Below are 25,132 nucleotides of genomic sequence, written 5' to 3'. Positions count from 1 at the left end.
TTTGGAGTATCGCTCTCGTCGGCCCCGAACCGCTGGAGCGCTGCACCGTCAATGTTGTACGTCTTCATCCATTCGAAATGCTTGTTTACCGTGTCTTGATCGTACGAAGAGAACAGCTTGGCCGGGCTGCCGTTGCCCAGATTGGCCAGATCGGTCTGATACAGCTTCGAATACTCGCGAGTATCCGGATACAGCTCGAAATTCACGTTTCCGCCCGCAGACGGGGCGCTGCTGTTTTTGGACCAATGCACCCAGCCGCCGTTCGGCGACCCGTCCCCCGCCGCATTGAACCAGCCTTGGTAGCCGGCAAAGAGGTGGCCCACGACGTCTCCGTCACCAGATGAACCGCTGTTAAACTTAAACCACAGTACATTAAACAGATTGCCTGTCCCACCGGTAAATTTTAAAAACAGTGTATGCACCCCGGTAACGGAGCTGACCGGTGCCGAGCGGGTCACCCAGGACTGCCATCCTCCCGTACCCGGAACCGTCACCGTGCCGATCAGCGTTCCGTTCGGATTGTCCAGCCGTACCTCAATCTGCCCCCCGTTATTATTGCTGGCCACCCTCACATCGATGGAGGAAGCGCCGCTTCCGAAGTCCACGTTCGAAAATGCGATGTAATCGCCGTTATCGATAAACGCCACATTCTGTCCGCCTTCGGTGGAGTTTTCCAATTGAATGCCGAATTGCGAGCTGAAGCTGGAAGCGGGCGTTTGGCTGAAGGCTGATGCGGCCAAGACCGCCCGGGGGAATAATGACAGCACCATGACAACCAGCATGATGGCAGACAAGCTTTTGAAGACATATTTTCGGACTGGCGGAATGTACATTTCATTTCCCTCCTTGATTCGTTTGAGCTGCTGTATACGCGCCCCTTGCGCGGGCTCAACCTGATGCCGACCTTTCGGCAGCCTGAATCATTCTGTCTTAAACCCCGGAGCTGCGCTGCCGGAACACTTGAGTTTTGCGTCCCTCCTTTCCGTGGATCCGTCTCTCTTTCCTCTCCACTCCCCTAGCATACGATTAGGCCCCGACCACCTTCTATGAGGTAATTTTAAACTATTCAGGCAATATGAAAAGAAAAAGCTGCTCTTTTAAAATATGGGAGAGTTACTTCTGTATGAGCCCTCGACCAGCTCCCTGTAAATGAATCGCGTTATGGACAATGAACAGCGGCATCACCTGACTTCTCGAAGCTAGATAAATATCCATTCTCGTTTAGCTCCTGTTTTTCTAAAAAAACGTCCTCCCCCAAAAAAAAGCCACCCATTTTGAGGGAGGCTTCTTTTGTCTATATTCGGCATGCCTTGCGGCTGTGACGGATCTCGTTTCAGTTTGATCATACGGATAGTTTCAACGCTGTTATTCCGCCTTAGGGTGATCCTGCGTTTTCAAAAACTCAAGTGCGTTGTACACCATCACTGCCGCTTCAGACCGGGTCACTTGATCTTGGGGACGAAAGTTGCCGCTGCTGTCCAGGTCAGCAATCCCCCAGGCGAGCGCCCGTTGAATTGCCCCTTGATACCCAGGGGTCATTTTGCTTTCATCTGCTATGTCCTTAGGTATCAAATTGATCATCGGCAGGTTGCCCTTCTTTTCCACCGTCTCGATCAAATATTGCGTGAAAGCTTCACGAGTCATGCCTTGACTAGGCTCAATGTCAGCCGGCAGGGCGATTCCGTGGTTGGTAACTGTAAGAAAAGCTGGAGCAAACCAAGCGCCTGCCTTCACGTTTGTCAGGGCTGCGGTTTCGCTTCCCTCGGCTGCCTTCGTGACCGGTACGTTAGCTAGCAAGTTTGCCAATAGCTGAACGCCTTCCGCGTTCGTCAGATTTGCCTGCGGCCGGAAGGCCAATTCACTTTCGCCCTTCAGCAGCTTTTGCTGCTGGAGCGCAGCGATTTTATCTGCACCGGCGACTCCCGCCAAATCCGTAGAGCCCTCTGCTGCCGCGAATACGGACCCACCGATCGCCAGGGATAACGCCAGGACTGCAACACTTTACCAAAGAAAATGTTCAATATACAAAAACATGGGCTGAGGATTAATCGCCAGCCCATGTTTCTTTTCTTCCACAGTGCACTCGAATCGCATTCATATTGAGTGATTCGGGATAATGTCACTTCTACCCTCTTTGTCGCCATAAAAAGCACCCCTTAGTTTTTATTGGCTAAATCACAAGGATATTACCAATGTCCATTCTAAGGAGTGCCCTTCCTTTTTTTCGATGGGCTTTCCAACCTCCATTCTGAATTTAACGGATCTTTTACTTGTTCAGATGTCTCACCACAATTACCGAATTAAACTATTTTGCTGAATTAGCACTTCTACAAATCAGGCTGTATCCGACAAACGCTGACGTGCAAGTACCCAAATGATAAGACCCGCAAGGTTAACCACCAAGGCAATAATGATAATCGCCTTCCAGCCGCCAAATGCCCAAATCGGACCTGAGATAGCTGATCCGACTGAACCTCCGAGAAAATTACTCACAATGATGGCCGTATTCAGCCGACTACGTCCGCTACCAGGCAAAGCGAAAAGTCGTGTTTGGCTAAGAACAAGGATGCCTTGTGTTGCTAAGTCTAACACGATGACGACAACGATGATCGCGATGATTGAGTGACTCGTCGTTAAGGCTCCCACTAATGACAGGCTGAGAAGTGCCAGGGCGCCCCCTGTCGCAGGCACAGACCAGCCACGATCATGCAAATCACCTGCGCGCCGAGCAGCAACTGCCCCTGCCAAGCCTGCAATACCTAAGAGTCCGATCTGACGTGCCGAATAAGAGAAAGGCGGTGCGGTTAGCAGGTAGGTGAGTGACGTCCAGAATAATGAGAATACGGCGAAGCCCGAAGCAGAGATGACTAGGGTAGGAAGTGCTGCACGATGACGGGCTACGGTAGTGAACACAGAACCTAGTAGATGCATATAAGGAATGGGTTCACGCGGTTCAAGGCGTGGGATAATGATTCGCAAGATGACAGCAACCATAATTGCAGCTGCTGCAGCGATCCCGTACACTACTCTCCATCCGAAGAAATCAGCCACGAAGCCGCTGACCGTACGCGAGAGCAGAATACCGATTAATGCCCCTGAAGCAATCGTACCGACCACTTTTCCACGTCGCTGAGGCTCAGCAAGCTCGCTCGCCAGGGGAGTCAATAACTGCGCTGCGACGGTAGTCAGTCCCATCCCTCCGAGCGCCGCCAGGAGCACTGAGAAAGTTGGAGCAATAGCAGCGCCGATAAGCATGACACCCGATAATATCAAAATTAGCGGAATGAGCCACTGTCGGTTTAGAACGTCACCCAGTGGCACGAGAAGGAAGATACCGAGGGTGTATCCTAACTGGGTAACAGTTACAAGGATTGATGCACTTGATGACGAGACACCGAGGGATGTGGCAATGATCCCAAACAAAGGTTGGGACAAGTATAGATTTCCGACCGCCAATGCAGCTGCAATTGCGAAAATTACAGCCATCATAGGGGTCATCTGACGGTTGGACGTAGTAGACATGGTGAACCTTCTTTCTAACGGTTAAATTCGGAAATTCTAACTTAACGTTAACGATCTATTTTACGAAGCCAGAGCCTCTATTTGAGAAAACACGCTATCTTTTGTATCTAAATCAGCAGTGATCTCCCTATCTTATGGATATATTACAATTGGCATCGTGACTGCTTACTTTTTCTTAATCCCTGATAACAGGACTTCAACAATTTCCTCAGCAGCCTCGTCGTCTAGTGGGGCATGACCAGTCAACAGACGGTAAATCATTGGTCCATATAGCAAATCTACTGCTATATCCTTATTGATTTCTGGACGTACTTCTCCTCGTTGGACAGCCCGCTCCCACATTCGGTAAGCCTCTTTACGGCGTTTTTTCAGAAAGAGGTCCCGGAATGTTTCGGCAATCTGAGGGTCAAACTGACCTTCAGCGATTAGTTGGGAGAACACCTTGCCCCTAGGACTTAAGTAAAACCGTGTGACTGATTTAAGTTGTAGCGTAAAGTCCTCCAGAATACTTCCTGTATTCGGAATAATGACTTCCGCCTCCATCATGTCTAAGAAGGCATCAATTGCTACCGCGGTCTTATTCGACCACCATTTATAAATGGTAGCCTTGCTTATGCCTGTACGGTTGGAAATCTCATCCACAGTCATATCTCTCAAACCGGATTCTAGCAGCAGTTCTGTGGCGCAACTTAATATGGCATGTTTGGCTTTCTCACTTCGGGGTCTTCCCCTCTTTTTCTTCTCCTCACTCAATGCACAGTACCTTCCTTATATCCAGTATTAAGCGTGATGTTCTCCCAAGTTTGTATATCTTCTTCAACAGAGTCTAGTTTCTTGCGCAAGCGCATAAGACAGTCCGGACCCAATGGCAGACGCAGGGTAGAATGCTCCATTTCCACAGCACGAAGGATTGCTTCAGCGGCTTTTGCAGGATCTCCTTGCTGCAGACCGTTTTGATTCAGTAATGTTTCCTTCATCGCACCAGCTGTCGATCGGTAATCTTCCAGATGTTGTTCTGCAACGCGGAGGGAATCACCAAGGAAGTTAGTACGGAATTGACCTGGTTCAACGATCGTTACCTTAATGCCTAACGCAGCGGCTTCGGAGGATAAAGCTTCCGATAGGCCCTCTACGGCAAATTTGGATGCAGCGTACAGACCAGAGCCCGTTCCCGCTGCTATTCCCGCAATAGACGACATGTTTATAATGTGCCCGGAGCGTTGTTTTCGCATAATTGGAAGAATGGAACGAGTCACTGCAAGCAATCCAAAGACGTTAACCTGAAACAACTGTTGCTCTTCCTGCTCACTAACTTCTTCCACTGCACCTAAGAGTCCATAACCGGCATTGTTAACCAGGACGTCAATTTGCCCAAAAACGTCCATTGTTTTTACGACAGCATCTTGAATCTGCTTTTTATTCGTTACGTCTAGAACAACCGGCAGGATCTGTTCATTCCAAGTATGGACAAGATCTTGAAATGCATTTACCTTCCGGGAAGCGGCTACCACTCGGTCCCCATTCTTCAGGGCGGTTTCCACAATAGCCCGCCCCAATCCTTGAGAAGAGCCGGTTACGAACCAAACCCTACTTTTTTTACACATGCCTATCTCTCCTTCTTTATCATCTTAAATGAACTTATTCTTGTTCTTATTTTGACTTTCGTGACAAATTGGAGTGATCAATTTCTCCAAAAACCAAACCTTTAATCATTGGCGATTCAATGAAATCATGTGGATATCCAGCTTCAAAATTGCTGACATCATTCAGGCGCTTCAACTGATCATCGTTAAGCGACACCTCGAGAGCACCTAAATTTTGCTCCAGTTGTTGCAATGTTCTTGCCCCAACAATAGGTGAGGTAACCCCAGGTTTTGTCAAAGACCAGCGAAGTGCAACTTGAGCAGAAGTACATCCAATTTCGGCGGCAATTTCACGAACAGTATTGACAATTTTCAAATTATGCGGGGTAAAATTTCCGAGAGAAGCGTTCAAATCTGTGCGAGTCCCGCTCACTTCCGCACTGGCCGTATGTTCTTGAAAGTTCTCGCTTCTATATTTACCAGAGAGAATACCCCCAGCTAGTGGGGAATAAGGAACAATTCCAAGCCCCAGTTCCTTTGCCATCAGGAACAATTCACGTTCTCCCGTTCTTTCAGCCAAACTGTGTTCAATTTGAAGAGCCACTAGCGGAGACCATCCACGCAGATCTGCAATCGTCTGCATTTGAGCAATTCTCCACGCTGCAGTATTGGAGATGCCCAAATACATAACCTTACCGGAACGAACGAGGTCGTCAAGTACGCGAATGATTTCTTCAGCGGAAGTCGTATCATCCCAAGCGTGTAAGTACAAAAGATCAATGTAATCGGTACCTAGCTGTCTAAGGCTCTGTTCTAAGGAACGTATGATATTCAGACGGTGATTGCCTCCCGAATTTGGATTCCCGGCTTCTCTCATCATGGAAAACTTGGTTCCTATTACAAATCGTTCTCGTCGATTCTTGATAAATTCACCAATTAATTTCTCAGATGAGCCATTCGTGTAATTAACGGATGTGTCGATGAAATTTCCGCCTTGGTCTGCATACATATCAAAGATTCTTCTCGACTCCGAAGCATCGGCTCCCCAGCCCCAGTCCTCCCCAAAAGTCATGGTTCCTAGTGATAGTGGGGAGACACGCAGGCCGGAACGGCCGAGTAGTTTATAAGTATCTAAAGCCATTTTCTCTGTCATGATAAATAACCTCCTCTATGGATCAAAAATCCCATTTCTTCTGCCGGCTTTACATATAATAAACTGAACGTATCGTTTTGTAAATAGCATACACTGATCTCCATTCCGAAACTACGCTGGTCATCCTGATCATTTCATCTGGAAAATATTAGGATATTTATTACTGAGCTTAGTAAGGAAGCTATCTCCGTTAGGTTGCTCTTCTCTTCGAACTGTACTCCGAAGGCGTGTCCCATTGCTGGCTTCGCGACAGACGGATCCTCATTCTGCTTCATAGCGCCTTCTCGTAAAGCAACAAATCGTCCTGTCCGAAGATATTTCCGTATATTTTTGTACTTTTAACCTTCAACCGCTGGCCTTTCCGGATGAGAAGATCAATATTTTATACAGGTTTAACTGGATACCTCTGGACATTAGTTCCGTGAACACTCGCGAGTTTTTGAAAGATACTTCTGTATGGCATATAAGTCGTTAAAACAAAAAAAGCCGCAGCTACGCGGCTACAAGCGTTTATGTTCTAGGTATCTCACCTATACAAACCTTACTCCAGACTTCTAATAATTTTCCCCACGATAATACCGTTCAAGCTTTCGCTCTAAATGGACGAGCTGGGCGCTTTTCGCTTCAATGTCATCCAGCAGCTTTTGCTTCTGGTCTTGAATCAGCTGAATTCGTTCTGGAAGGGTCGAGGTACCCTCTTTGACCTTGTCGTAATACATTTTGATATCTTCCACACTCATTCCGGTTTCACGCAGACATTTGATAAACACCAGCCAATTCAACTCGTTCTCCGTATATAAACGGTTATTCTGCTCGCTGCGCGCAGCCGGTTCCAGCAATCCTTTTCTCTCGTAAAAACGGATCGCACCGATGTTGATTCCGACTGATTTCGCTACTTCTCCGATTGTAAGCATATAACCCCTCACTTATTAAAAAGTTTCTGTTGACCTACACTAAGTGTAGCATAGTAACTTATAGATCAGGTAGCACAACCATTATACAGAAAGAGGGATTTGAATGAAAAAAACCGCTTTTGTAACCGGAGCAAATAAAGGAATCGGATTTGAAATCGTTAAGCAGCTGAGTGAAGCCGGCTGGAAAGTCATTCTAGGTGCCCGCAGCACCGAACGCGGCGAAGCAGCCGTATCCGGGTTGACTTCCAAAGGGCTCGACGTAGAATTTGTACAAGTAGATATGGAATCCTTAGAGTCTATTGAACAAGCTGCCTATACGATCAAACAAAACTATCCTGACTTGAGACTGCTGATTAACAACGCTGGCATGCCTGGTGCATTCTCCCGCTCGTTTATGGATACTAAAGAGGAGAATTTGCGAAACGCCTTTGAAGTTAACTTTTTCGGTACCTTCCGTTTAAACCAGCGTCTGTTCCCGTTGATCAAGAACAACGAAGGAACCATCATCAACGTCTCAACTGACATGGCCTCCCTGGATCATATGCAAAATGCGGAATCCACTCTAAACGCTTTTGATTATAATTCCTCCAAAACGGCAAACAATGCCATGACATTATCGATGGCTTATGAAGTTAGAAACAGCGGCGCTCAAGTATTTGCGGTAACGCCAGGGTTCACAACCACCGATCTCAACGGCAATGCCGCAGGCGGTAAATCCAAGGAAGCCGCTGCTGCCATTATCGTGGGTTATGCCATAGATGGCAAACGTCACAACGGCGAGTTTCTGGATGAGAAAGGCATTTACGCTTGGTAATCAACTTCTAAGCCTTGCGTTTGTCCAGTACTTGAACAACTTCCATTGTCATTTACTATCATGTAGCAGGATGAATGTTTGCATTGTTCATATTAGCTGTAAATCTATCCGTTAGCTGACCAGGCTGCCGATGATCTCGGCAGCCTGGTGTCATGGGCGCTAATTAGTGCAATTAAGTTACCCAATGATAAAGACACCTTACAAAGATGATTATTTATCAAATACCGGGTTGCTAACTATAAATTGTTTTACCTTTTTCAATGCATTCATTAATTCTGGTCCTACATGTAAGTTATTTTGTATTATTTGATGGGGTGTGAGTGCCATCCACTGATTCAGTGAGACATCTTCAAACCGGTCACTATTGAATATTTCCAAAGCCCACACGGTTTCGGTGCCTGTGTTTTGAATGTAATGCCCGAAGGCACGCGGCACATACCCCACATCCCCAGCCCGATAATCGAAAGTACGAGCTGTACCATTGGCTGCGAAAACCGTCATCCGTGCTGTTCCTGAGATATAATACTGCCATTCATCCTTATTCGGATGCCAGTGCATTTCCCTCATGGCGCCAGGTTTGATTTCCAGTAACGATGCGGCAACTTGCGTCGATATAGGAAAGTTGGTTGAATCCACGATCCGAACGGTACTCCCGCCTGGAGTTACAATCGGCTCTTGTGCAAGTAATCGATGTTTAAAGGATAGTGGAACCGTACCTTGTGGGTCGGCTATCTGGTGACTTTCTATAGGACCGGGAACATCCGATTGAAAAATGTATACCTGATTGGTCGGGATATTTTCAAAAGCGCTTTGTGGAACACCAAAATTCGCTGAGAGCACTTCCTTTGGCGTATGTGCGAACCAATCAGTGATAGATAATGTATTTAGGTCTGAGAAGTTACCGTCAGGGAAAACGAGCAAAAACTCTGTGCCTTCCTCGAGGCCTTGAAGAGAATGCGGAATTCCGGGAGGAAAATACCAAAGATCGCCCACACCAATGTCAGCAATGAAGTTCCTCCCGTTTTGATCTACGGATGTAACGCGCGTTTTCCCCACTAGCACAATTGCCCATTCCGCTTGCTGATGCCAATGCATCTCCCGGACACCACCTGGAGTTAGAGCCATATTCACCCCAGCAAGCGTGGTAGCAATCGGAAGTTGTCTAGCCGTCACTTCCCGTGACCAGCCACCGTGATTTAATTGCATATTAGTATCGGAGAAAGAGAATTTTAAGTTAGGAATCGATCCGGCATCGGTGACAGGAGGAACCAGCATGTCAGGGTTCTCAAGGTCTCTCATGATGTCCCGTGGTCCTAAATCCCACCAACCAGCACCATCACTTCTTATCGGTTGTGGTATTTTTCCATTCTGAATTTTGTCTTTCAAATCTCTTTTCATTATGTTTTACACACCTCGATCTACTGTTCGTACTTGGTAATGGGTATGTGCCCACTTTAAGCTATGAACAGGACCGGGATTTGGGAACATGTCCAAATTAATAGTAATAATGGCCCATCTACAAAGGCGCCTGTTAGGATACGATCCCTTCTAAGTTCCCTCGGCTTTTTGCATCGGCTAATGGGGATGGCTTTAGCTTTTGAAATGCTTCATAACTGCCTCAATAAGCGATATGGTTATTAACCCTCCCGGGCACATCTCCTCAAATTCCCCCGTTCTAATGATCCGCAGAGCCTCCAGGTAATCCAGCAGAACGACCGGAACATTTCCAAAAACTTTGTAGGCTTTTTGCTCTTCAGAATTTACAATGATATATAATTCGTTCATGCTTCTACCATTACAATAGACCTTCATTCTTGATCACCTGCCACTGCCAAGAATTGATTCGTTAACTTAATCGGAGCGTTTGGCACTGTACGATAAATTCATGTTCCGGCGTAGTCAATTAGAAGTCTCGTTTCTCGATCGATCACATTTATCCGGTTTTGATTCATTTATAACCACTCCTTGACCGTCTTTTTACCGATCAACAGTCGATCTGAATAGCATTGGACATAACAATCATCGAAAGCTCCAGGTTTCTCCAAGCACCAATATCGATCACCAATGTTCTACCGTCATTGAGAAATTCACGCCGTTACTAATTGCTCTTTGGCAGCTGCATGGACACGGGTCCTGTAAGGACGTTTTGAGCTCTTTGCCGCGTAGCTTGGGATTAAGAAGTAGCTGTTTGGCTAAAGAATATGCCAAAAACTCTTTCCAAGAGCTGAATATAAACTCAATCAGGAAAGAGTTTTTGGCCCCTTTACGACACAGCTCGTCTACTTAGCAACGGGTTCAATGAAGAGGACGAAACACTGCTGCAAATCTTCCATTGCGGCGGATGTGTCGCCAGATCTTGTTCCTGGTCAGGGATCGTAAACGCAAGTGACATCCTTACTAAGAAAAATGGGATCCCTTTGCGCAATCCTTTATGGATCGCCAGCAAAACCTCTTTCTTTTCGAACTATGAATCGAAGTAATGCGAAATATCGCCAAATAGCTCAACCTTCGCCCGACCATCCCTAAAAGCAATTATACTTAAGCTGGCGGGCGGAATATCCGGTGCAGCTCCCATTTCTTCAAGATCGTTTCCAACATAGTGGTTCATCAGCGTCCTTAACGTCATACGGTGAGCTACGACCAAGACATGGCTGCCTTGAGCATCGTAATGGACACCTTCGGACAATATGTCTTCAAAAGCTGATACGGCCCGTTCCCGCAGTTTGGCATATGTTTCTCCTCCAGCGGTCGGCGTGTATAAATGGGGCAGGCTAAAAAAGTTATAAAATTCCTGGGCGTATTCGGTTACTATGTCGTTAACCTGCCGTCCTTCCCACAATCCCATATTTATTTCTCTTAATCCATCCAGTAATACGATGTTTTCGGGGCTTTTCGCGGAAATGATCTCGGCGGTTATAATCGCCGTTGGACTCGTGCTAGAATACACCTTGGCAAAATCAACCGTTTTTAAACGCTCATGAAGTTTCTCCGCTTGCAGTCTCCCTTCTGCAGACAGCGGCGAGTCCTGGTGCCCTTGCATCCTGTTTTCCAGATTCCATTCCGTCTGCCCGTGTCTGACCAGATAAATCAACGTAACATGTCCTCCTCTCAAATTGCTAGAAGGTATAAATCTGAAAATCATGAATAAACATATAAGTCTTTGATGACCCATTCACTATACATAGGGGTTCTCAGGTGCTTAAACAGGCCCGTTCCTAATGGAGCGGGCTACTTTTTGGGGCATTATTTGCTTACTACTTCTAACGGTATCTGGATGTAGACTGGCAGCATGCACCTGCTGGATTTGGAATAAAGCAGCTGCAACGTTACATCACCTTACAGAGATTTCACTAGTCCAACCTGGATTTATACCGCTATCCTCGATTAAATAAAGGGTGCACTACTCAACCTACTGCCCCTTCGCATCTTTGCAGAATATTCGGTGGGTCTCTCCCTGTTCCACCGTAATAGTAACAAAAGCAATTTCCCGGCCGTCCGCTGTGATTTCCGTCCTCGGAGCTATTCGTTCACCGTTATGATAAAAAGAGCCTGCATTTCCTTGAAACATCGCTTTCCAGGAAAAGGGTTGCCCTTCTTGAAGCGTGAGGCTTGTTTCGCCTGCCCTCTCATGCCGAACTTGAATTGTCCGTCCAAGGACAGGAAGATCTTCAATCTCAGCCCATGTGAGCGAGTCACCCAGCTGAGGCAGAGTGCAAATTGTGCGAGTTCCGTCAGCTGCGATGCCCATCATTCCCGTAGCAATGGCACCTACCACACAGAAGGAAACTTCCGGGTATTCCCTGCGCTCGAGCGCGGGGTTCACCAATTCCTTCAGTTCGCCGAAGGCTTGCTGCGGAAGGCCATACCGGTAATATATATCCGGAAGATAAGTCTTGCCCTCCACATTCGGGGCTCCATTGGCTTCCAAATCCTTCAGCGCTTTTTGAAGCTGATCGGAACGGGTGACTGCCCCGTAGTACAGCGGGAGAAAATTGCCTTCTGCGCAGTACGGATCTGCGAAGGAACGGTCTTGTAACATCATGCCATAAAAGCGCTGCCGATTCTCGTTCCACCACGAGCTTCCATACACCTGCTCAAGCGTGTGGGCTTTCGCCGCGTAAGTAGAGGACGCATGAGGATTCCCTGTCAACTCTGCCATTCGGGCAGCGGCCCGGTAAGCGGCAATCTGTACGCCGACCATATCGCCCCCGGCCAAAGGATGTTGACCAGCTTCATTATAGCTCGCCAATCCCCGCCGCCCGTATTCGGGATAATACTCTAAAATGCCGTCCTTATCCCGGTCCCACTTGTCTACGTACTCCGTTAGGGTTAGGTCATAAAAACGGCGCAGTACTGCATCTTCGATATAATCCCGGTCACCCGTCCACAAAAACTGCCTCCAAGCTGTTTCGATTAGGTCGAAGTTGGCGGGAAGGTTATACCAAAAATCCTGATCGTTATCATAATCCACCGCAGCCGGAAGATTATCCTTCGTTATTTCCCAAAAGGTGCACCAGTCCCGCGATTCTGCAATATTCTCCGCGAAACGTCTGATCATGTTTTTCGTATGAGGACTGAGCCCCAGAACAGCAGCACCGGCACTGTGATGCATCACGTCCCGCATGCAGAACGCTTCCCTTGCAGGCAGAGCTGCCTCATACCACAGCCCCACAGCATCCTCCCCAAAATGAGCATAAGACAATGCCTGCCGCTTTGCCCAAGCAAATCCCTCATTCAATGCATCATCGTCAGACCTGAACGTTACCGCCCCTGCTTTGGCGCGGATATTATGCAAATCATTCATTCCTGCTTCACTCCTTCTTCCTAACTTTCTTTTGACCCGGAGAACGTCAGCCCTTCCATGAACGCCTTCTGTGCGCTGAAGAATAAAATAATGCAAGGCAGCGTAATCACGATGGCTGCGGCCATCAACAAATTCGTATCCGTTGAGTACGTCCCCTGAAAACCGGCCAATCCCAGCGTAAGTGTCTTCCACCGGTCGCTGTTAATATAGATCAACGGGCCCATGAAATTGTTCCAAGCCCCCATAAACATCATGACGCCCACCCCGGTCAGAGCCGGCTTGGACAACGGCAAAAGATCGTTCGCCAAATTTTGAAGTAACCACAGCCGTCAATGACCGCTGCTTCTTCCAACCCGACCGGTAACCGAGAATAAAACTGGCGAAACAAAAAAATGTAGAACGGCGAGCCGAAGAAAGCCGGCACGATCAGCGGATACAAAGTATCCAGCATGCCGAGCTTTTTAAACAAAATGAATTGCGGAATCATCGTCACTTCACCCGGCAGCAGCATGGTAGACAAAACAAGCAGAAACATAAGACCGCTTCCTTTAACCCTTAAACGGGCAAAAGCATAACCAACCAGGGAACAGGATAATACAGTACCAATAATTGGAATGATGGTAGTGAGCAGCGTGTTGACCAAATAGCGGCCAAAGGGAAACGCCGTCAACGCTTTCGTATAATTTTCCCAGCGCCAGTGTTGAGGCCAAATGTTCATGCCGGAAATCGCGATTTCCTCCAGGTTGCGTAGCGAAGCGGAAATCATCCATACAAATGGATACAGGAACGACACTGCACCCGCCAGCAGCACGAGATAAGCTAGCAACCGGATTCCGATAGAGTTACGCTTTTTTGTTACGGACACGGCGCTTCCTCCCTCCCACTTCATTTTCGTAATACACCCATAACGCGCTGCTTCGGAATACCAGTAAGGTGAACAGCAAAATGATCACAAACAGCACCCAAGCCAGTGCAGAACCGTAGCCCATCTTGAACCACATGAACGCATTTTGATACAAATAATACGCATAGAAGAGCAGCGAATTATCTGGTCCTCCGTTAACAAGGAAGCCTTGCGTGAAGGTCTGGAATGCCCCGATCATACTCGTGACGGTATTAAAGAACAGAATGGGCGAAATTTGCGGAAGAGTCACGTGCCATAGCCTGCGGAGAACCGTCGCGCCGTCGATTTCGGCTTGCTCATAGAGCGATTGCGGGATATCCGACAATCCTGCAAGGTAAATGATCATATTCCCTCCGACTGTCCACAGGCTCATGAGAATGATAGCCGGCATCGACCACTGCGGATCAGACAGCCAGGCCGGACCATGAATGCCCGCAAAACGCAGCACCGAGTTGATCAGACCAACGTTCGGGTTGAAGATCCAGATGAACAGTACCATTTGGGCAACTCCCTGAACAAGCGTGGGCAAATAATAAATGGTACGGAATACGTAAATGCCGCGTAGCTTCAAGTTCATCAACAAGGCAATCCCAAACGACAGCACCACCTGAAGCGGGACGCTGACCAATGTGTAGTAGAACGTCACAGCAAGCGATTTATAAAACATTGTATCCTTAAACAGCATCCGGTAATTGTTGGCGCCTACCCAAACCGGGTCGCTGACCACCTCCCACTGGGTGAAGCTAATGTAGAAGGAGAAGACCATCGGTCCCAGCGTAAAGAGCAGGAAACCAATGACCCATACCGATACGAACATGTAAAAACTGGCTGTTTTTGTATGAATCACTTTTTTGCGTACCAGAAACCGTGTGAACAGAAAAAGGAGAGCATACACTGCGATCATGACGGTCAGGAATGGGAGGAGCGGCAGCAAATCTGCCGGTATCCCCATCCCTTGAAAAAAGTTATAGATGAGTTGAATCAATCCGTTCATAGGCGTTCTCCCGTTATTATTGTTTCAAAATGTTATTTATCTTCTCCGCAACCTGAGGGAACACTTCCTTCACGTCCTTGCTGCCGATTCCGATGGGAGTTTGGTCATCGATCGCTTTCATTTCATTATTGATTTCGTTCGTTCGTTTTTGCGCTTCCTGCGGGTGTTGTTTCTCGGATGCCAACACAAAAGCTTTCAGGTTTTTGCCGGGGTAAATTTGCTCGAATGCTCCGGTTGCGCTTGCCAAGACTGGTACACCATACGCGCTTTTGTTGCCCCCTATAATTTTTTGCGCTCCATCATCCTGGGTCAGATGATGAACGAAGATCTTAGCTGCCTCGGCGTTCTTGCTGTCTTTGCTAATCGCCAGTCCGTTGATTTCTTTGGAGCCGCCACCGCCTGGAAAAGGAACCATATCCCAGTCAAAGCCTTTAACATCTGCGAGCTGCGGAATATACCAGGGGCCAAAATCGGTGTACATGGCGATGCGCCCGCTAAGAAACCAGTTCATCATGTTCTGTCCCTGTTTCTCGTTGTCGCTCGGAACGATTCCTTCCTGCTTGGCGGCAACGATATATTCGCCGGCTTTAATCGCTTCGGGGGATCCAAGTAGCGATTGAGTGTTATCGTCCGAGTAAAACGAACCTCCGAAAGAATAAATTAGATTCGGCAGATATAATGGTTCTGAGCCGAAAACTTTGGAACTTCCCTCACCCGTAGTGAGCTTTTTGGCCATTTCGTCGAATTGATCCATCGTCATGGGATTGGATGGGCTGGGGAGGGGAATATTGTTTTTCTTGAAAAGATCGAGATTGATTGCCATAACTTTTGGTTTGATGATAAACGGCACAGCATAAGCCTTCCCGTCGACTGACATCGAATCTACCAGAGATGGCGAGCTGAAAGCAGACGGATCCACCTGTTGCTCTTGGAAAGCGCTTGCAAATCCAGGTAAATCCCCTCCTGAAATCAGCATCACGTCAGGAGCCGTCCCTCCGGCAATCATGGTCTGAAGTTTCGTGAGATAATCTTTTTGAATCCATTGGCTCTCCACTTTAATTTCGGGGTGGGATTTTTCAAAATCAGCAATCACTTGTTTGATGGCGTCGGCTTCCGTTTGCGCACCCCAGTAAGCAAATGTAATTTTCCCTTTGGTTCCCGAGCTGGCGCTTTCACCCACGGCGCCGCCCTCGCTTTGCGATGAGTCCGCAGTTCCGGAGTTTCCGGAACATGCGGTCATTCCGATGACAACGAACAAAGACACTACGAACAACAGCCATTTTTTCATCGTTTATTGCCCCCTAATAACGATTGTTTGTGCGACTGCGGCTCTTTCACTCCCCTTTTTTCTGCCCTAATCCTGGACAGCTGTCTTGGGAAATCGGCCAGCACCGCAAGAGCTTCTTACGATTAACTTCGACGGAAGCACCACTTTAAGCGGAACCTCCCTGCCACCAATTCTTTCCATTAGCATTTTCACGGCAGTTTGACCCATCTGTTCGGTATAAATTTTGACTGTAGTCAGCGGTGGATCCATATAGGCAGCCATCTCGATATCATCAATCCCTATGAGTGCCACATCCGTCGGCACTTTCACGTCCGCTTCCTTTAACGCTCTGCTTGCTGCGATAGCCATGGGGTCGGACCCAATCAAGTAAGCTTCTGGCAAATTCCCTTTCTTAATGGCATCCTTCATCAGCTCATATCCGGCCGACATGGAAAAATTGCTGCCGATATGTACATGCTCTGGCATGTACAAATTTTTATTTTTCATATAAGCTTCAAAACTGCTTTGGCGCTGATCAATGAAATCAATGCCAGTGCTGGAACCGAATCGATTGATAAAATCGCGGGAGCTGATTAGCCCGATTTTGGTGTAACCAAGACCTGTCAAGTGATCCAGCGCCGTCGTAGTCACTTTATTGAAATCGACAACGACGGAATCAAACCGGTCTTCGTCTGGAGAATAATCAACGAACACGATATTTGGGATCCGGTTAAAGAACAAATTGTACGGGTCAAATTCAAATTTGCCAATTACAATCAGGCCGTCGAGGCCGGAAAGGCTTTCATAAGAATCACGGTTGACCCAGCGGATCGTCCGAGTAATATGAAGCCCCATCTGGTTGAATTCCTTCTCGATTTGCATCCGGATGGAAAGATAGTAGGGATCTTCCGATTCGAATTGTTCGGAGCAAAATGTAACCAGCCCGATTTTGTAATCTTTTAACGGCATGGACTTGTTAACTGCACGTTTGGAAGCCATATTATACTGCAGCTGTTCCGCTGCGGAAATAATTTTCCTTCTCGTTTCTTCCAGTACGGATAAAGAAGGATCCCCATTTAACACACGGGAAACCGTAGAAGGAGACACCCCTGCCAATCTTGCAACATCACGAATATTTGCCAACACCAATCACCTTTTCCGTCTCTTTTTTTGGGAAACACCCCTTACTGTTATTTTAGTACCTTATGGACCTTTTGCCAAACGAAATGCCCAATGTTTACTAAACAAATATCTAAGATATTATTTGTTTTTCAATATATCAGAGAACAACATCCTTGACAATACTCTAATTAAAAACATATATTGGTAAATATATAGCGTTATGTACATATATACGTTTTGAAATGCTACTCATCTACTTTTTTGTTTACTATATGTTTCGTAAAATTTATACTGTAATTGAAATGATCAGGACCATATTCAGCTTTAATTCGTAGGAGGAGTTTATGAAAAATTTGATGAACATCTCACCCCCTCTCGTAACGTTTCATAATCCGGAACATTTTTTCGATGTATCGCAACACATCGAAATCGTTGAGGACAGTGTATGTCTGATTCATTTGAAGCTGCGGGCTGAGGCCGGAAAGAAGCCCCCCGTTTGCCGACTGGAGTGGTCTGTGCCGGCTATAGATATTCACTCGATGTGGCACCCGGGAACCGACAGGAACAAAGCTTTTCAGATCGATTGGGGCGAGGGATTTGCATCCAGAGGCACCACTTTGGCTCCCGTTGCCACCCTGTTTAATGTGGAAGGAAAAAACCGGCTAACCTTTGCATTCACTGATGCGCTGAATCATTTGACGATCAAAGCAGGGATTCATGAAGAGGATTCGACATTCCACTGCTCGATTACGCTGTTCGAAGAGCCGACGTTGATGAAGGATGAGTATAACGCAACGCTCCGAATTGATCGACGTGACGTTCCTTATTACGAGGCTTTGGAGGAGGTTGTCCAGTGGTGGTCTCGGCAGCCTGGTATGACGCCTTCACCGCCACCGGTGGATGCGACGAATCCTGCCTACTCCACCTGGTACTCCTATCATCAGGACATCACCGCAGATCAGCTGGAAGAACAGGCCCGGTTGGCCAAAGAACTTGGATGCGATACGATCATCGTGGACGACGGCTGGCAAACCGATGATAACGGTCGCGGATATGCATATACCGGGGACTGGGAAGTATGCCCGGGTAAGTTCCCCGATATGGGGGCGCATATTGCCGCCATCCAGAGCCTGGGCATGAAATACATGTTGTGGTACTCCGTCCCGTTCGTCGGAAAGCGCAGCAAAGTTTGGGGCCAATTTGCAGACAAGCTTCTGAGCACCGACGACAATCTAAATGCCGGGATTCTGGATCCCCGTTTTCCGGAAGTTCGGGAGTATTTGATCTCCGTATATGAGCAAGCAGTAACAAACTGGAACATCGACGGGCTCAAGCTCGATTTCGTGGACAGCTTCCGTCTCCCAGCGGAATCTCCTGGTGTGATCTCTCAAGAAAACGGACGGGATTACGTATCGGTCCCCGAAGCCGTCGACCGCCTGCTGTCCGACGTCATGGACCGGCTCAAAGCGATCAAGCCCAATATTCTGATCGAATTCCGTCAAACGTATATCGGGCCACTCATGCGCAAATACGGAAATATGTTCCGAGCGAATGATTGCCCGAACGATTTTCTTCAGAACCGGGTCCGGACGCTGGATCTGCGTCTTCTTTCGGGCGACACCGTGGTCCATTCCGACATGATCATGTTCAACCCCAGGGATAAAGTGGAAAACGCGGCAATGCAGATGATTCACGTGATGTTTGCCGTTCCACAAATTTCAGTTCGCCTGGACCGGGTTGGAGATCGTCATCTGGCTATGCTCCGGTTTTGGATCAGCTTTATTCGCGATCACCGAGATGTACTGCTGTATGGAAAGCTTCAGCCATTTCATCCGGAACTCCTATATCCTAAAGTTACAGCCAGTAACAGGGACAAAACGGTCATCGCCATATACTCCGAGACCGTCGTAGAGCTGGATCACCCAACCGATCGCCTCATCATCGTGAACGGTACGCCGGGGGATCGGCTGTATCTTCGATTCTCCTGTTCATTCCAGGGGAACTATGAGATGAAAATCAAGGATTGCTACGGGCAAACAGTACATTCACAATCCGTAGAGCTGAACGAAGGTTTGCAAGAGTTGATCGTCCCATCTGCTGGATTTGTTGATTTTATGCTGAATTCACCACACATCTAACTGACATAGGAAACAATACCTAACAGGAAGTATTTGTTCACTCCAAATTAAAAGACCTCTTTGGAAGTCTGGAAGGTTGACTTCCAAGGAGGTCTCTTTTTAAACCGGCCAATGAATTAAATGGTCTTTATTGATCAAAAACCATTTCTGTTTAAGCACGAATACAAAAAAAGTAGATCAGAATACTTATCGAATCTACTTTTTCTAATTAAGGAGGAAACCTCAACACCCCCCGTAAGAATTCTCGGAGAGAGAGTCACTTTGTTGAAAATTTTGCAGACGAAAAACTCCGGTCCGATTCAATACAAATCCAATGGGAATTAGATCCTGATATAAATAATGTAAGCAATGAGCAGCTCTCTCTTGCCAAGAGCCCTGAAGAAGAAGTCAAAATTGGCGTGGCTCATTCCCAAATAGGTTTCCAACGTTTCTAAAGTTGTTGCCATTCCCGTTTTAAAATGGCTTGTTCCGCGTCACCGAGAGCGTACAGTTAATCATGTCCATTATGGAGGAATTGAAACAGGTTGGGTGTCCGTGCGCAGAAATTTCGGCCGAGGTTCAGGAACTTGCCGAAGGAACCACATTCGTGCCGGACATCACGATAAAGTCAGGACAAACCGCACAGGTAGCCGCGGCATCCGAACAGCAGTTGGCCACGATGCAGGAGATCTCGTCGGCGTCGTTCATTTAAGTCGTTTCGTTCTCACTGATCAGATGGCGCATTTTAAAGTATAAACCTCCGAATAGAATCGCTCGCACATTTAAAAGACAAATCCTTTATTCTTATAAAACCGGTTTGGCTTTACCTATTTGGCTTTCCGGAGTCCCAGCTTACCTCGGATCCATGCCACCGGCAAGTGCCCGGTAATCCTTGAGCCCAGTCCATTCGGCAAGACCCGCCACAGCGGCATAATGATATGTGGCCAGTTCGATAAACGTGCCGGGCAGCCATACAGCAAGTAGCAAAGCATCGATGTGCTGAAAGAATTCACCGAGTGCAATATAACGAACGACTTCAATAAAGGGATAGTTCAACGTACTGGTATACTCGCCAAAAAGGAATACGGATATAAGCCCGGATGCGGCCAATGTAATCATTTCACCAAACCAGGCCGTCATAACGAACAATGTTACCTTTCGTTTATCGGACAATAACGGGTAATACAGCCCTAGCAAAATATACCCTGCAAACCATGTGAACGGAACGGTGGCTCCTTTGAGCGATGGTAATAATGCCAGCCAGATGTGACCAGACAGGCGACAACCATAAGTCGCGCCCCGCGTTCTCACCCGCAATTTTGGGAATCAGCAGCAGCCCGTCATAAGCCATCAAGGAATAAAGTGAAAACGCCAACTGCCCCGGTGAAATCTTCCCCTTTTCTATCATCTGCAACACCTCATCAACTTAATAAGCCGGAAAGTGGTCTGTAGAGCCACTCAATCCATTTAATTGGCCCTGGCATTTCAGGAATTAATACAGCCATCAGGGCGGATATCCAGCTCAAGCCGGCAATAGAGGCAAGCACAACCCGTTCCCGAACACGACCGATGTCCAATCGAATCCACTCGAAACATACGATGATGACGACAACCAGCGTTATTCCCGCCACCTTCATCCAAATCATGGCTTGGTACGCTCCTTGCGCTGTCTTCCCAGTGGAATGCTGTTCATACCGATGCGACGCAGCTTCGCGCTGGCTTCCACCCTGAAATCCATCTCTGGATAGAGACGGCTCCATTGCGGCTGACGGATGAAAGCACGATCGAACAAAGCCATGCTTCATAATAGAAAAATCAAATATAAGGATTGATTTTTTATCGGGGAAATAAAAAGGAAAACCTTATCCGGACTTGATGCTCGTCTATGCGCGAGAAAAGGCACCCGTTTAGGGTGCCTTCCTATTTCCGTATTCGATTACTATATTAAATTTGACTAATACTAGGTCATTGTAAAGTTAAGAGACAATTGATACGGAAAGGGACTGAAGATCGTTTCATCATGCAGGGTCACCCTACCTATCTTGATATGACACTTTCTAATACTTGGTTTGTTGTCACTCATCTGCATTATTTTCACCAAAAAGCCAAATTTTATATTTAAACTTCGAGGTAAACCGGCTTCTTGTTTTTTCCGTTTTTGCTTTCTTGACCTCTGCTGTAGGATTTCGGGAAGGCTGAATATGGATTTGTTAACCAGGATGGTGTCCAAGAAAAGTTAGGTCAAAAAGAAGTGTCGTTAAATCAAGTGTTTGATATTCCTGAGGAAATAAAACAATTGTAGCTTCGGTGTTTTGTATATCCCCGTAGGATTTCCGTAGGCTAAACAAACTTAAAGGTCCAAGGGGACGCACCTGTTCCAGTGACAACGGGCTAACTATAAAAAATAGTCACCTCTCGATTAAGTTGTCTTATGTAAGACTAGGATAACTGATGAGACTTGCTTACATGGAGGGAAGATTTATTTCCTGAAAAATGTAATTTCTTCGACTAATCGAGTTGAATCATATTGGATTTATAAATAATAAAGCCCGTTTAGGCCCTATTCCTATCTTAAGGATAGAGCCTTCTCCGTGAATGTAACTTTTTAAAACCATTAGCGTCATATAACAAGAGGAGGGATAACCATTGAAATTAAATATTATTAAAATCACGGCTGCGCTCGTGTTTGGGGCAAGTTCCATAGCAATACCCAACATATCCTTTGCGGCATCAAACAATTTGACCGCTGGGGCATCAGTTCTACAAATTAGCGCAAATAAAAGTGTAATTGAGGGTAACGCTAAGGCCCAGTTGTTGGATATCAGCCAGGGAAAACTAATGAAGGCGCTGAGCCCAAATCAAAAAATTCTGGATACGCACGTAATGAATAACCCAACGAAAGTGGTTATTTTGACAACAGGTTCCCGCAACCGAATTGAAAAGCATGTTTACAATGAGGATGGAGTCGAGATCAGCAAGACTGACTATAAAATAACTGTCCCAGATCAGGGCAAGGCCGAGTGGGTAGCACCGGCTAAAGGTGTAAATGAGCGTGTTATGGTTCAAAAAGTAGATCAGTTTACACTCTATACAACTTCCGGTAATCCTGTTGTAAAATACAACGCTCAGCTAAAGGATAGTACCTATGAACATGTGAACATTGTCGATTGGGATTTTTCAGCTTACCCCTACATTGCAATAAAGTACGCCGGACAGCGAACGATGGCTGAGGATTACTTTATCCGTATCGTAAATATGTATAGTAAAACCTCTATTGAGGTACCTGGACTAAACATTGATAAGCAGCTTCGTATCGATAAGCAAGGGCAACTGAATATCTGGAATTCCTACACTTACGATGAGGTTACACCTGCCAATGTTGCACATCCGGACCCAACGGAGAAGCAAACGTTTCATGCTTTATATAGTATGAGTACAGGAAAAGCAGTAACAGAACACCAGCTTCTCTTCAAGCAGACTCCTGGTCAGGAGGCCAGCGGCTGGAATACGCAGGTCGTAGGAGAAACTGTATTTGTTCAAGATCTAAGCACCGGGCTGTGGAGTTTGTATCCTACTGGGAAATCAGACGCTATAGCTTCAGAGCAGACTGGACTTGGGAAGAATCCAACTTTTGTTGGTTATAGTCCTCAATCCAAAGCGGCGTACTTCTTGGAAACAGGAAACAGTTCCACTGCCCCAACCATAAAAAAAATCACTATAAAATAAACCAAAGAATCAGATTTTCTTCTCGAAGAGGATCTGATTCTTTTTTTGTAGTCCGGCTGCGGTACTCTTACCTTGTCCACCAACGACCACCAATAAGGCATTGCTGCTCAGAGTAGTAAGATCAGGACGTAAGGTCTGCAAGTTTGAGCCCTGCTCGAATATTTTCAGGAGACTCCTATGCGGATAGTTCTTTATTTTTCTTGATCAATTATCATCAGATCAACACACCTTATCTTCACTAAACGGGCTTTTTATCCGACATCAAGATATATACCGTATTTCCAAAACCGGGAATCGGAACACAACTTATAAAATGGGGAAAGATATTATCTGAAGAGGTATTATATGAGAAGATTATTTAGCTTAAATAAAAAAGCATTAAAAACGGGCCTAACGGAGAAAAACGATAATCTACATTTAGATAAATTAAACAAATACATAAATGATATTGAAGAAGACATGTAAACGGGGACATTGATACGGTTTTAGAGATGAATCGCAAGATTGTCCACCCAAATGACTTAAAGCAATTCAGCGAGGCGCATCGGAGATTAAAGAGAATAAAAGATTTAGTTGCTGATATTGACCTATTGAACAAACAGTAGTTTTAGTTTCGGAATAAAACCTTTCATTATATTCCGCAATCTTATTATTCATCTCAGGAACAATCTCAAGCAATGCTTTCAACATTAAAGAGGACAAACCTAGGTTGATAGACGCGGATAATATAAATCATACGTAGGCGGTATTGTGTAAAGCCTTAGATAGCTTTTATCCTAGGCTAGGTCATTTGTTGTCGTCGCATATTCCATGAATTGAATGGGAGCTTATAGTCCCAAAAGCTTAAATTCACCACGAGGGCGATCCCGCCAGCTGCCATTTCTTTAGTGAAAGAGAACTTCTTTTTGTTGTAGTACTTTACAAAAAACTCTCTTGCCGTCTGATTGAATTTAACCATCCGGAATCAACCCCCGTTAGCTTAAGAAAACAGCAGCCAATTACTTGCCGGCTGCTGTTTGTTGTTTTGAATTATGGTTCCTCAGTCGACGACCGAGATTTTCCATTCGCCATTTTCCTGCATGAGTACCCGACTTATTGCCGTACGGATCGAACAGGTAGCTGAACGTCACATAAGCCAGCAATGCGCCTCCAGGATGGTCTTCGAGCATCACGGAGCGGACGCCCGTAATGAGCCGCTGGCCGATAATCTCGAACGTCTGCGCCGGTGTGCCGTTCTTCACGAACAGCTGCCCGAGCGCAACGGCTCCTTCAGTCTGCTCAAACTGCCGGGCGAACTGATCCATCCCATGCTCCAATGCCCCCAGTTTCGAGGATCGGTAAAACCGCTCGAAGAACAGTCCTTCTGCCAGCATCACCAGGGAAAACACCACCAAAATCAGCACGGATGTGACGGCAAACAGTTTGAACACAACGCTGCGTCGTCTCATTCGTCCATATCGAATTTATAGCCCGCACGAATCATGGTCCGGATATATCGGCCTTCGTCTCCCAATTTGGCTCTTAATTTTTTGATATGGGTATCCACCGTCCGTACATCTCCCAAGTAATCGTACCCCCATACCGCATCCAAAATCGATTCCCTGGCCAGAACCCTGCCATGGTTCTTGATGAGGTATAACAGCAGTTCGTACTCTTTCGGAGACAGATTCAATTTGGCATTCCCTACGGTTACGGTGTGTGCCGCGCGGTTTACCGATATGGCTCCGTATACCAGCACATCGGAACTTAACCCCACGATTCCTTCCGTTCTTTTCATTAAAGCGGTTGCCCGGGCTACGAGCACTCGAGGGCTCAACGGTTTGGTCACATATTCGTCGGCTCCAAGCTCAAAGCCCATCACTTGGTCGTCATCGTCGGAACGGGCGGTAATGATGATGATCGGTACATCCGATTTCTCACGGATTCGGCGGCATACCGACCAGCCGTCCATTTCCGGCATCATAATGTCGAGCACGACCAGATCGACGGCAACTTCCTCGAATTTCTCCAGCGCGATTCTGCCGTTCTCCGCTTCATTAACGTCCCACTGCTCTTTTTTGAAATAGTCGGTAATGAATTCGCGCATCAGCGTATCATCTTCGACAAGCAAAATTTTACGTTTCATCCCGTTCACTCCGCATCTGTGTCTATGTTGTGTGATGTCGCTGCTTATCCATGGATCGCTTTCGTTGATTCCATGTTATCACATGTT

Annotated in this window: 23 protein-coding genes; 4 read left to right on the top strand and 19 right to left on the bottom strand. The window is 46.7% G+C overall.

Annotated elements, in window-relative coordinates; genetic code table 11:
- The 7 genes from C7820_RS20930 to C7820_RS20900 all read right to left on the bottom strand — a co-directional run.
- Window positions 1-833: carbohydrate-binding protein (locus tag C7820_RS20930; RefSeq protein WP_147306292.1), on the bottom strand; the 833-nt coding region annotated here is incomplete at its 3' end.
- A 532-nt stretch (window positions 834-1,365) separates the two neighbouring features.
- Complete coding sequence (locus C7820_RS20925) at window positions 1,366-1,929, bottom strand: S-layer homology domain-containing protein (protein WP_116232632.1); 564 nt, start codon at window positions 1,927-1,929, stop codon at window positions 1,366-1,368.
- A 405-nt stretch (window positions 1,930-2,334) separates the two neighbouring features.
- Window positions 2,335-3,522, bottom strand: coding sequence for an MFS transporter (locus C7820_RS20920; protein ID WP_116232631.1), 1,188 nt, complete (start codon window positions 3,520-3,522; stop codon window positions 2,335-2,337).
- A gap of 165 nt (window positions 3,523-3,687) precedes the next feature.
- A complete protein-coding gene (locus C7820_RS20915) occupies window positions 3,688-4,275 on the bottom strand; it encodes a TetR/AcrR family transcriptional regulator (protein ID WP_116232630.1) in 588 nt (195 codons plus the stop codon).
- Entirely contained in the window at window positions 4,272-5,126 is an 855-nt protein-coding gene (locus C7820_RS20910) for an oxidoreductase (RefSeq protein ID WP_116232629.1), read from the bottom strand. The genes C7820_RS20915 and C7820_RS20910 overlap by 4 nt, the downstream gene beginning before the upstream one ends.
- Before the next feature lie 46 nt (window positions 5,127-5,172).
- A complete protein-coding gene (locus C7820_RS20905; protein ID WP_116232628.1) occupies window positions 5,173-6,258 on the bottom strand; it encodes an aldo/keto reductase in 1,086 nt (361 codons plus the stop codon).
- Window positions 6,259-6,812: 554 nt separating this feature from the next.
- The gene (locus tag C7820_RS20900; RefSeq protein WP_116232627.1) at window positions 6,813-7,172 is read right to left on the bottom strand and encodes a MerR family transcriptional regulator; all 360 of its coding nucleotides are present in this window, start codon (window positions 7,170-7,172) and stop codon (window positions 6,813-6,815) included.
- 103 nt (window positions 7,173-7,275) lie between these two features.
- On the opposite strand from C7820_RS20900, the gene C7820_RS20895 reads away from it, so the two are divergent.
- Window positions 7,276-7,986: an SDR family NAD(P)-dependent oxidoreductase gene (locus C7820_RS20895; RefSeq protein WP_116232626.1), complete on the top strand. Its 711-nt coding sequence runs from the start codon at window positions 7,276-7,278 to the stop codon at window positions 7,984-7,986.
- Window positions 7,987-8,196: 210 nt separating this feature from the next.
- Here the strand turns inward: C7820_RS20895 and C7820_RS20890 are convergent, their stop codons facing one another.
- From C7820_RS20890 to C7820_RS20850, 8 genes are all read right to left on the bottom strand, one after another.
- Window positions 8,197-9,384 carry an oxalate decarboxylase family bicupin gene (locus tag C7820_RS20890; protein ID WP_116232625.1) on the bottom strand — a complete coding sequence of 396 codons (1,188 nt, stop codon included), beginning with the start codon at window positions 9,382-9,384 and terminating at the stop codon, window positions 8,197-8,199.
- Window positions 9,385-10,450: 1,066 nt separating this feature from the next.
- The gene (locus tag C7820_RS20880) at window positions 10,451-11,077 is read right to left on the bottom strand and encodes a histidine phosphatase family protein (protein WP_258875320.1); all 627 of its coding nucleotides are present in this window, start codon (window positions 11,075-11,077) and stop codon (window positions 10,451-10,453) included.
- A gap of 318 nt (window positions 11,078-11,395) precedes the next feature.
- Window positions 11,396-12,790 carry an MGH1-like glycoside hydrolase domain-containing protein gene (locus C7820_RS20875; RefSeq protein WP_116232622.1) on the bottom strand — a complete coding sequence of 465 codons (1,395 nt, stop codon included), beginning with the start codon at window positions 12,788-12,790 and terminating at the stop codon, window positions 11,396-11,398.
- Window positions 12,791-12,810: 20 nt separating this feature from the next.
- The gene (locus C7820_RS20870; RefSeq protein ID WP_181909135.1) at window positions 12,811-13,083 is read right to left on the bottom strand and encodes a carbohydrate ABC transporter permease; all 273 of its coding nucleotides are present in this window, start codon (window positions 13,081-13,083) and stop codon (window positions 12,811-12,813) included.
- The gene (locus C7820_RS20865; RefSeq protein WP_116232620.1) at window positions 13,059-13,655 is read right to left on the bottom strand and encodes a carbohydrate ABC transporter permease; all 597 of its coding nucleotides are present in this window, start codon (window positions 13,653-13,655) and stop codon (window positions 13,059-13,061) included. The genes C7820_RS20870 and C7820_RS20865 overlap by 25 nt, the downstream gene beginning before the upstream one ends.
- A complete protein-coding gene (locus tag C7820_RS20860) occupies window positions 13,633-14,688 on the bottom strand; it encodes a carbohydrate ABC transporter permease (RefSeq protein WP_258875319.1) in 1,056 nt (351 codons plus the stop codon). The genes C7820_RS20865 and C7820_RS20860 overlap by 23 nt, the downstream gene beginning before the upstream one ends.
- 16 nt (window positions 14,689-14,704) lie before the next feature.
- Window positions 14,705-15,976 (bottom strand): ABC transporter substrate-binding protein, encoded by a 1,272-nt coding sequence (locus C7820_RS20855; RefSeq protein WP_116232619.1) that lies wholly within the window; start codon window positions 15,974-15,976, stop codon window positions 14,705-14,707.
- Window positions 15,977-16,042: 66 nt separating this feature from the next.
- A complete protein-coding gene (locus tag C7820_RS20850) occupies window positions 16,043-17,098 on the bottom strand; it encodes a LacI family DNA-binding transcriptional regulator (RefSeq protein WP_181909134.1) in 1,056 nt (351 codons plus the stop codon).
- A 323-nt stretch (window positions 17,099-17,421) separates the two neighbouring features.
- Here C7820_RS20850 and C7820_RS20845 point away from each other — a divergent pair, with 323 nt between their 5' ends.
- Entirely contained in the window at window positions 17,422-19,215 is a 1,794-nt protein-coding gene (locus C7820_RS20845; RefSeq protein WP_116232617.1) for a glycoside hydrolase family 36 protein, read from the top strand.
- Between the two features lie 496 nt (window positions 19,216-19,711).
- Window positions 19,712-19,906, top strand: coding sequence for a hypothetical protein (locus tag C7820_RS20835; protein WP_116232615.1), 195 nt, complete (start codon window positions 19,712-19,714; stop codon window positions 19,904-19,906).
- A gap of 140 nt (window positions 19,907-20,046) precedes the next feature.
- On the opposite strand, the gene C7820_RS20830 is transcribed toward C7820_RS20835, so the two are convergent.
- A complete protein-coding gene (locus tag C7820_RS20830) occupies window positions 20,047-20,505 on the bottom strand; it encodes a GerAB/ArcD/ProY family transporter (RefSeq protein WP_258875335.1) in 459 nt (152 codons plus the stop codon).
- Between the two features lie 110 nt (window positions 20,506-20,615).
- A complete protein-coding gene (locus C7820_RS20825) occupies window positions 20,616-20,840 on the bottom strand; it encodes a hypothetical protein (RefSeq protein WP_116232613.1) in 225 nt (74 codons plus the stop codon).
- A 1,000-nt stretch (window positions 20,841-21,840) separates the two neighbouring features.
- Here C7820_RS20825 and C7820_RS20820 point away from each other — a divergent pair.
- The gene (locus C7820_RS20820) at window positions 21,841-22,920 is read left to right on the top strand and encodes a hypothetical protein (protein WP_116232612.1); all 1,080 of its coding nucleotides are present in this window, start codon (window positions 21,841-21,843) and stop codon (window positions 22,918-22,920) included.
- A gap of 998 nt (window positions 22,921-23,918) precedes the next feature.
- Here the strand turns inward: C7820_RS20820 and C7820_RS20815 are convergent.
- Together C7820_RS20815 and C7820_RS20810 are read right to left on the bottom strand one after the other, a co-directional pair.
- Entirely contained in the window at window positions 23,919-24,368 is a 450-nt protein-coding gene (locus C7820_RS20815) for a hypothetical protein (RefSeq protein ID WP_147306291.1), read from the bottom strand.
- Complete coding sequence (locus tag C7820_RS20810; RefSeq protein ID WP_116232610.1) at window positions 24,365-25,045, bottom strand: response regulator transcription factor; 681 nt, start codon at window positions 25,043-25,045, stop codon at window positions 24,365-24,367. Before C7820_RS20810 ends, C7820_RS20815 begins: the two co-directional genes overlap by 4 nt.
- Between the last annotated feature and the right edge of the window lie 87 nt (window positions 25,046-25,132).

Origin of the sequence: Paenibacillus sp. VMFN-D1, from assembly GCF_003386155.1 — a bacterium.
Lineage (GTDB): Bacteria > Bacillota > Bacilli > Paenibacillales > Paenibacillaceae > Paenibacillus_AQ > Paenibacillus_AQ favisporus.
This window is presented reverse-complemented; position numbering and strand designations above follow the sequence as displayed.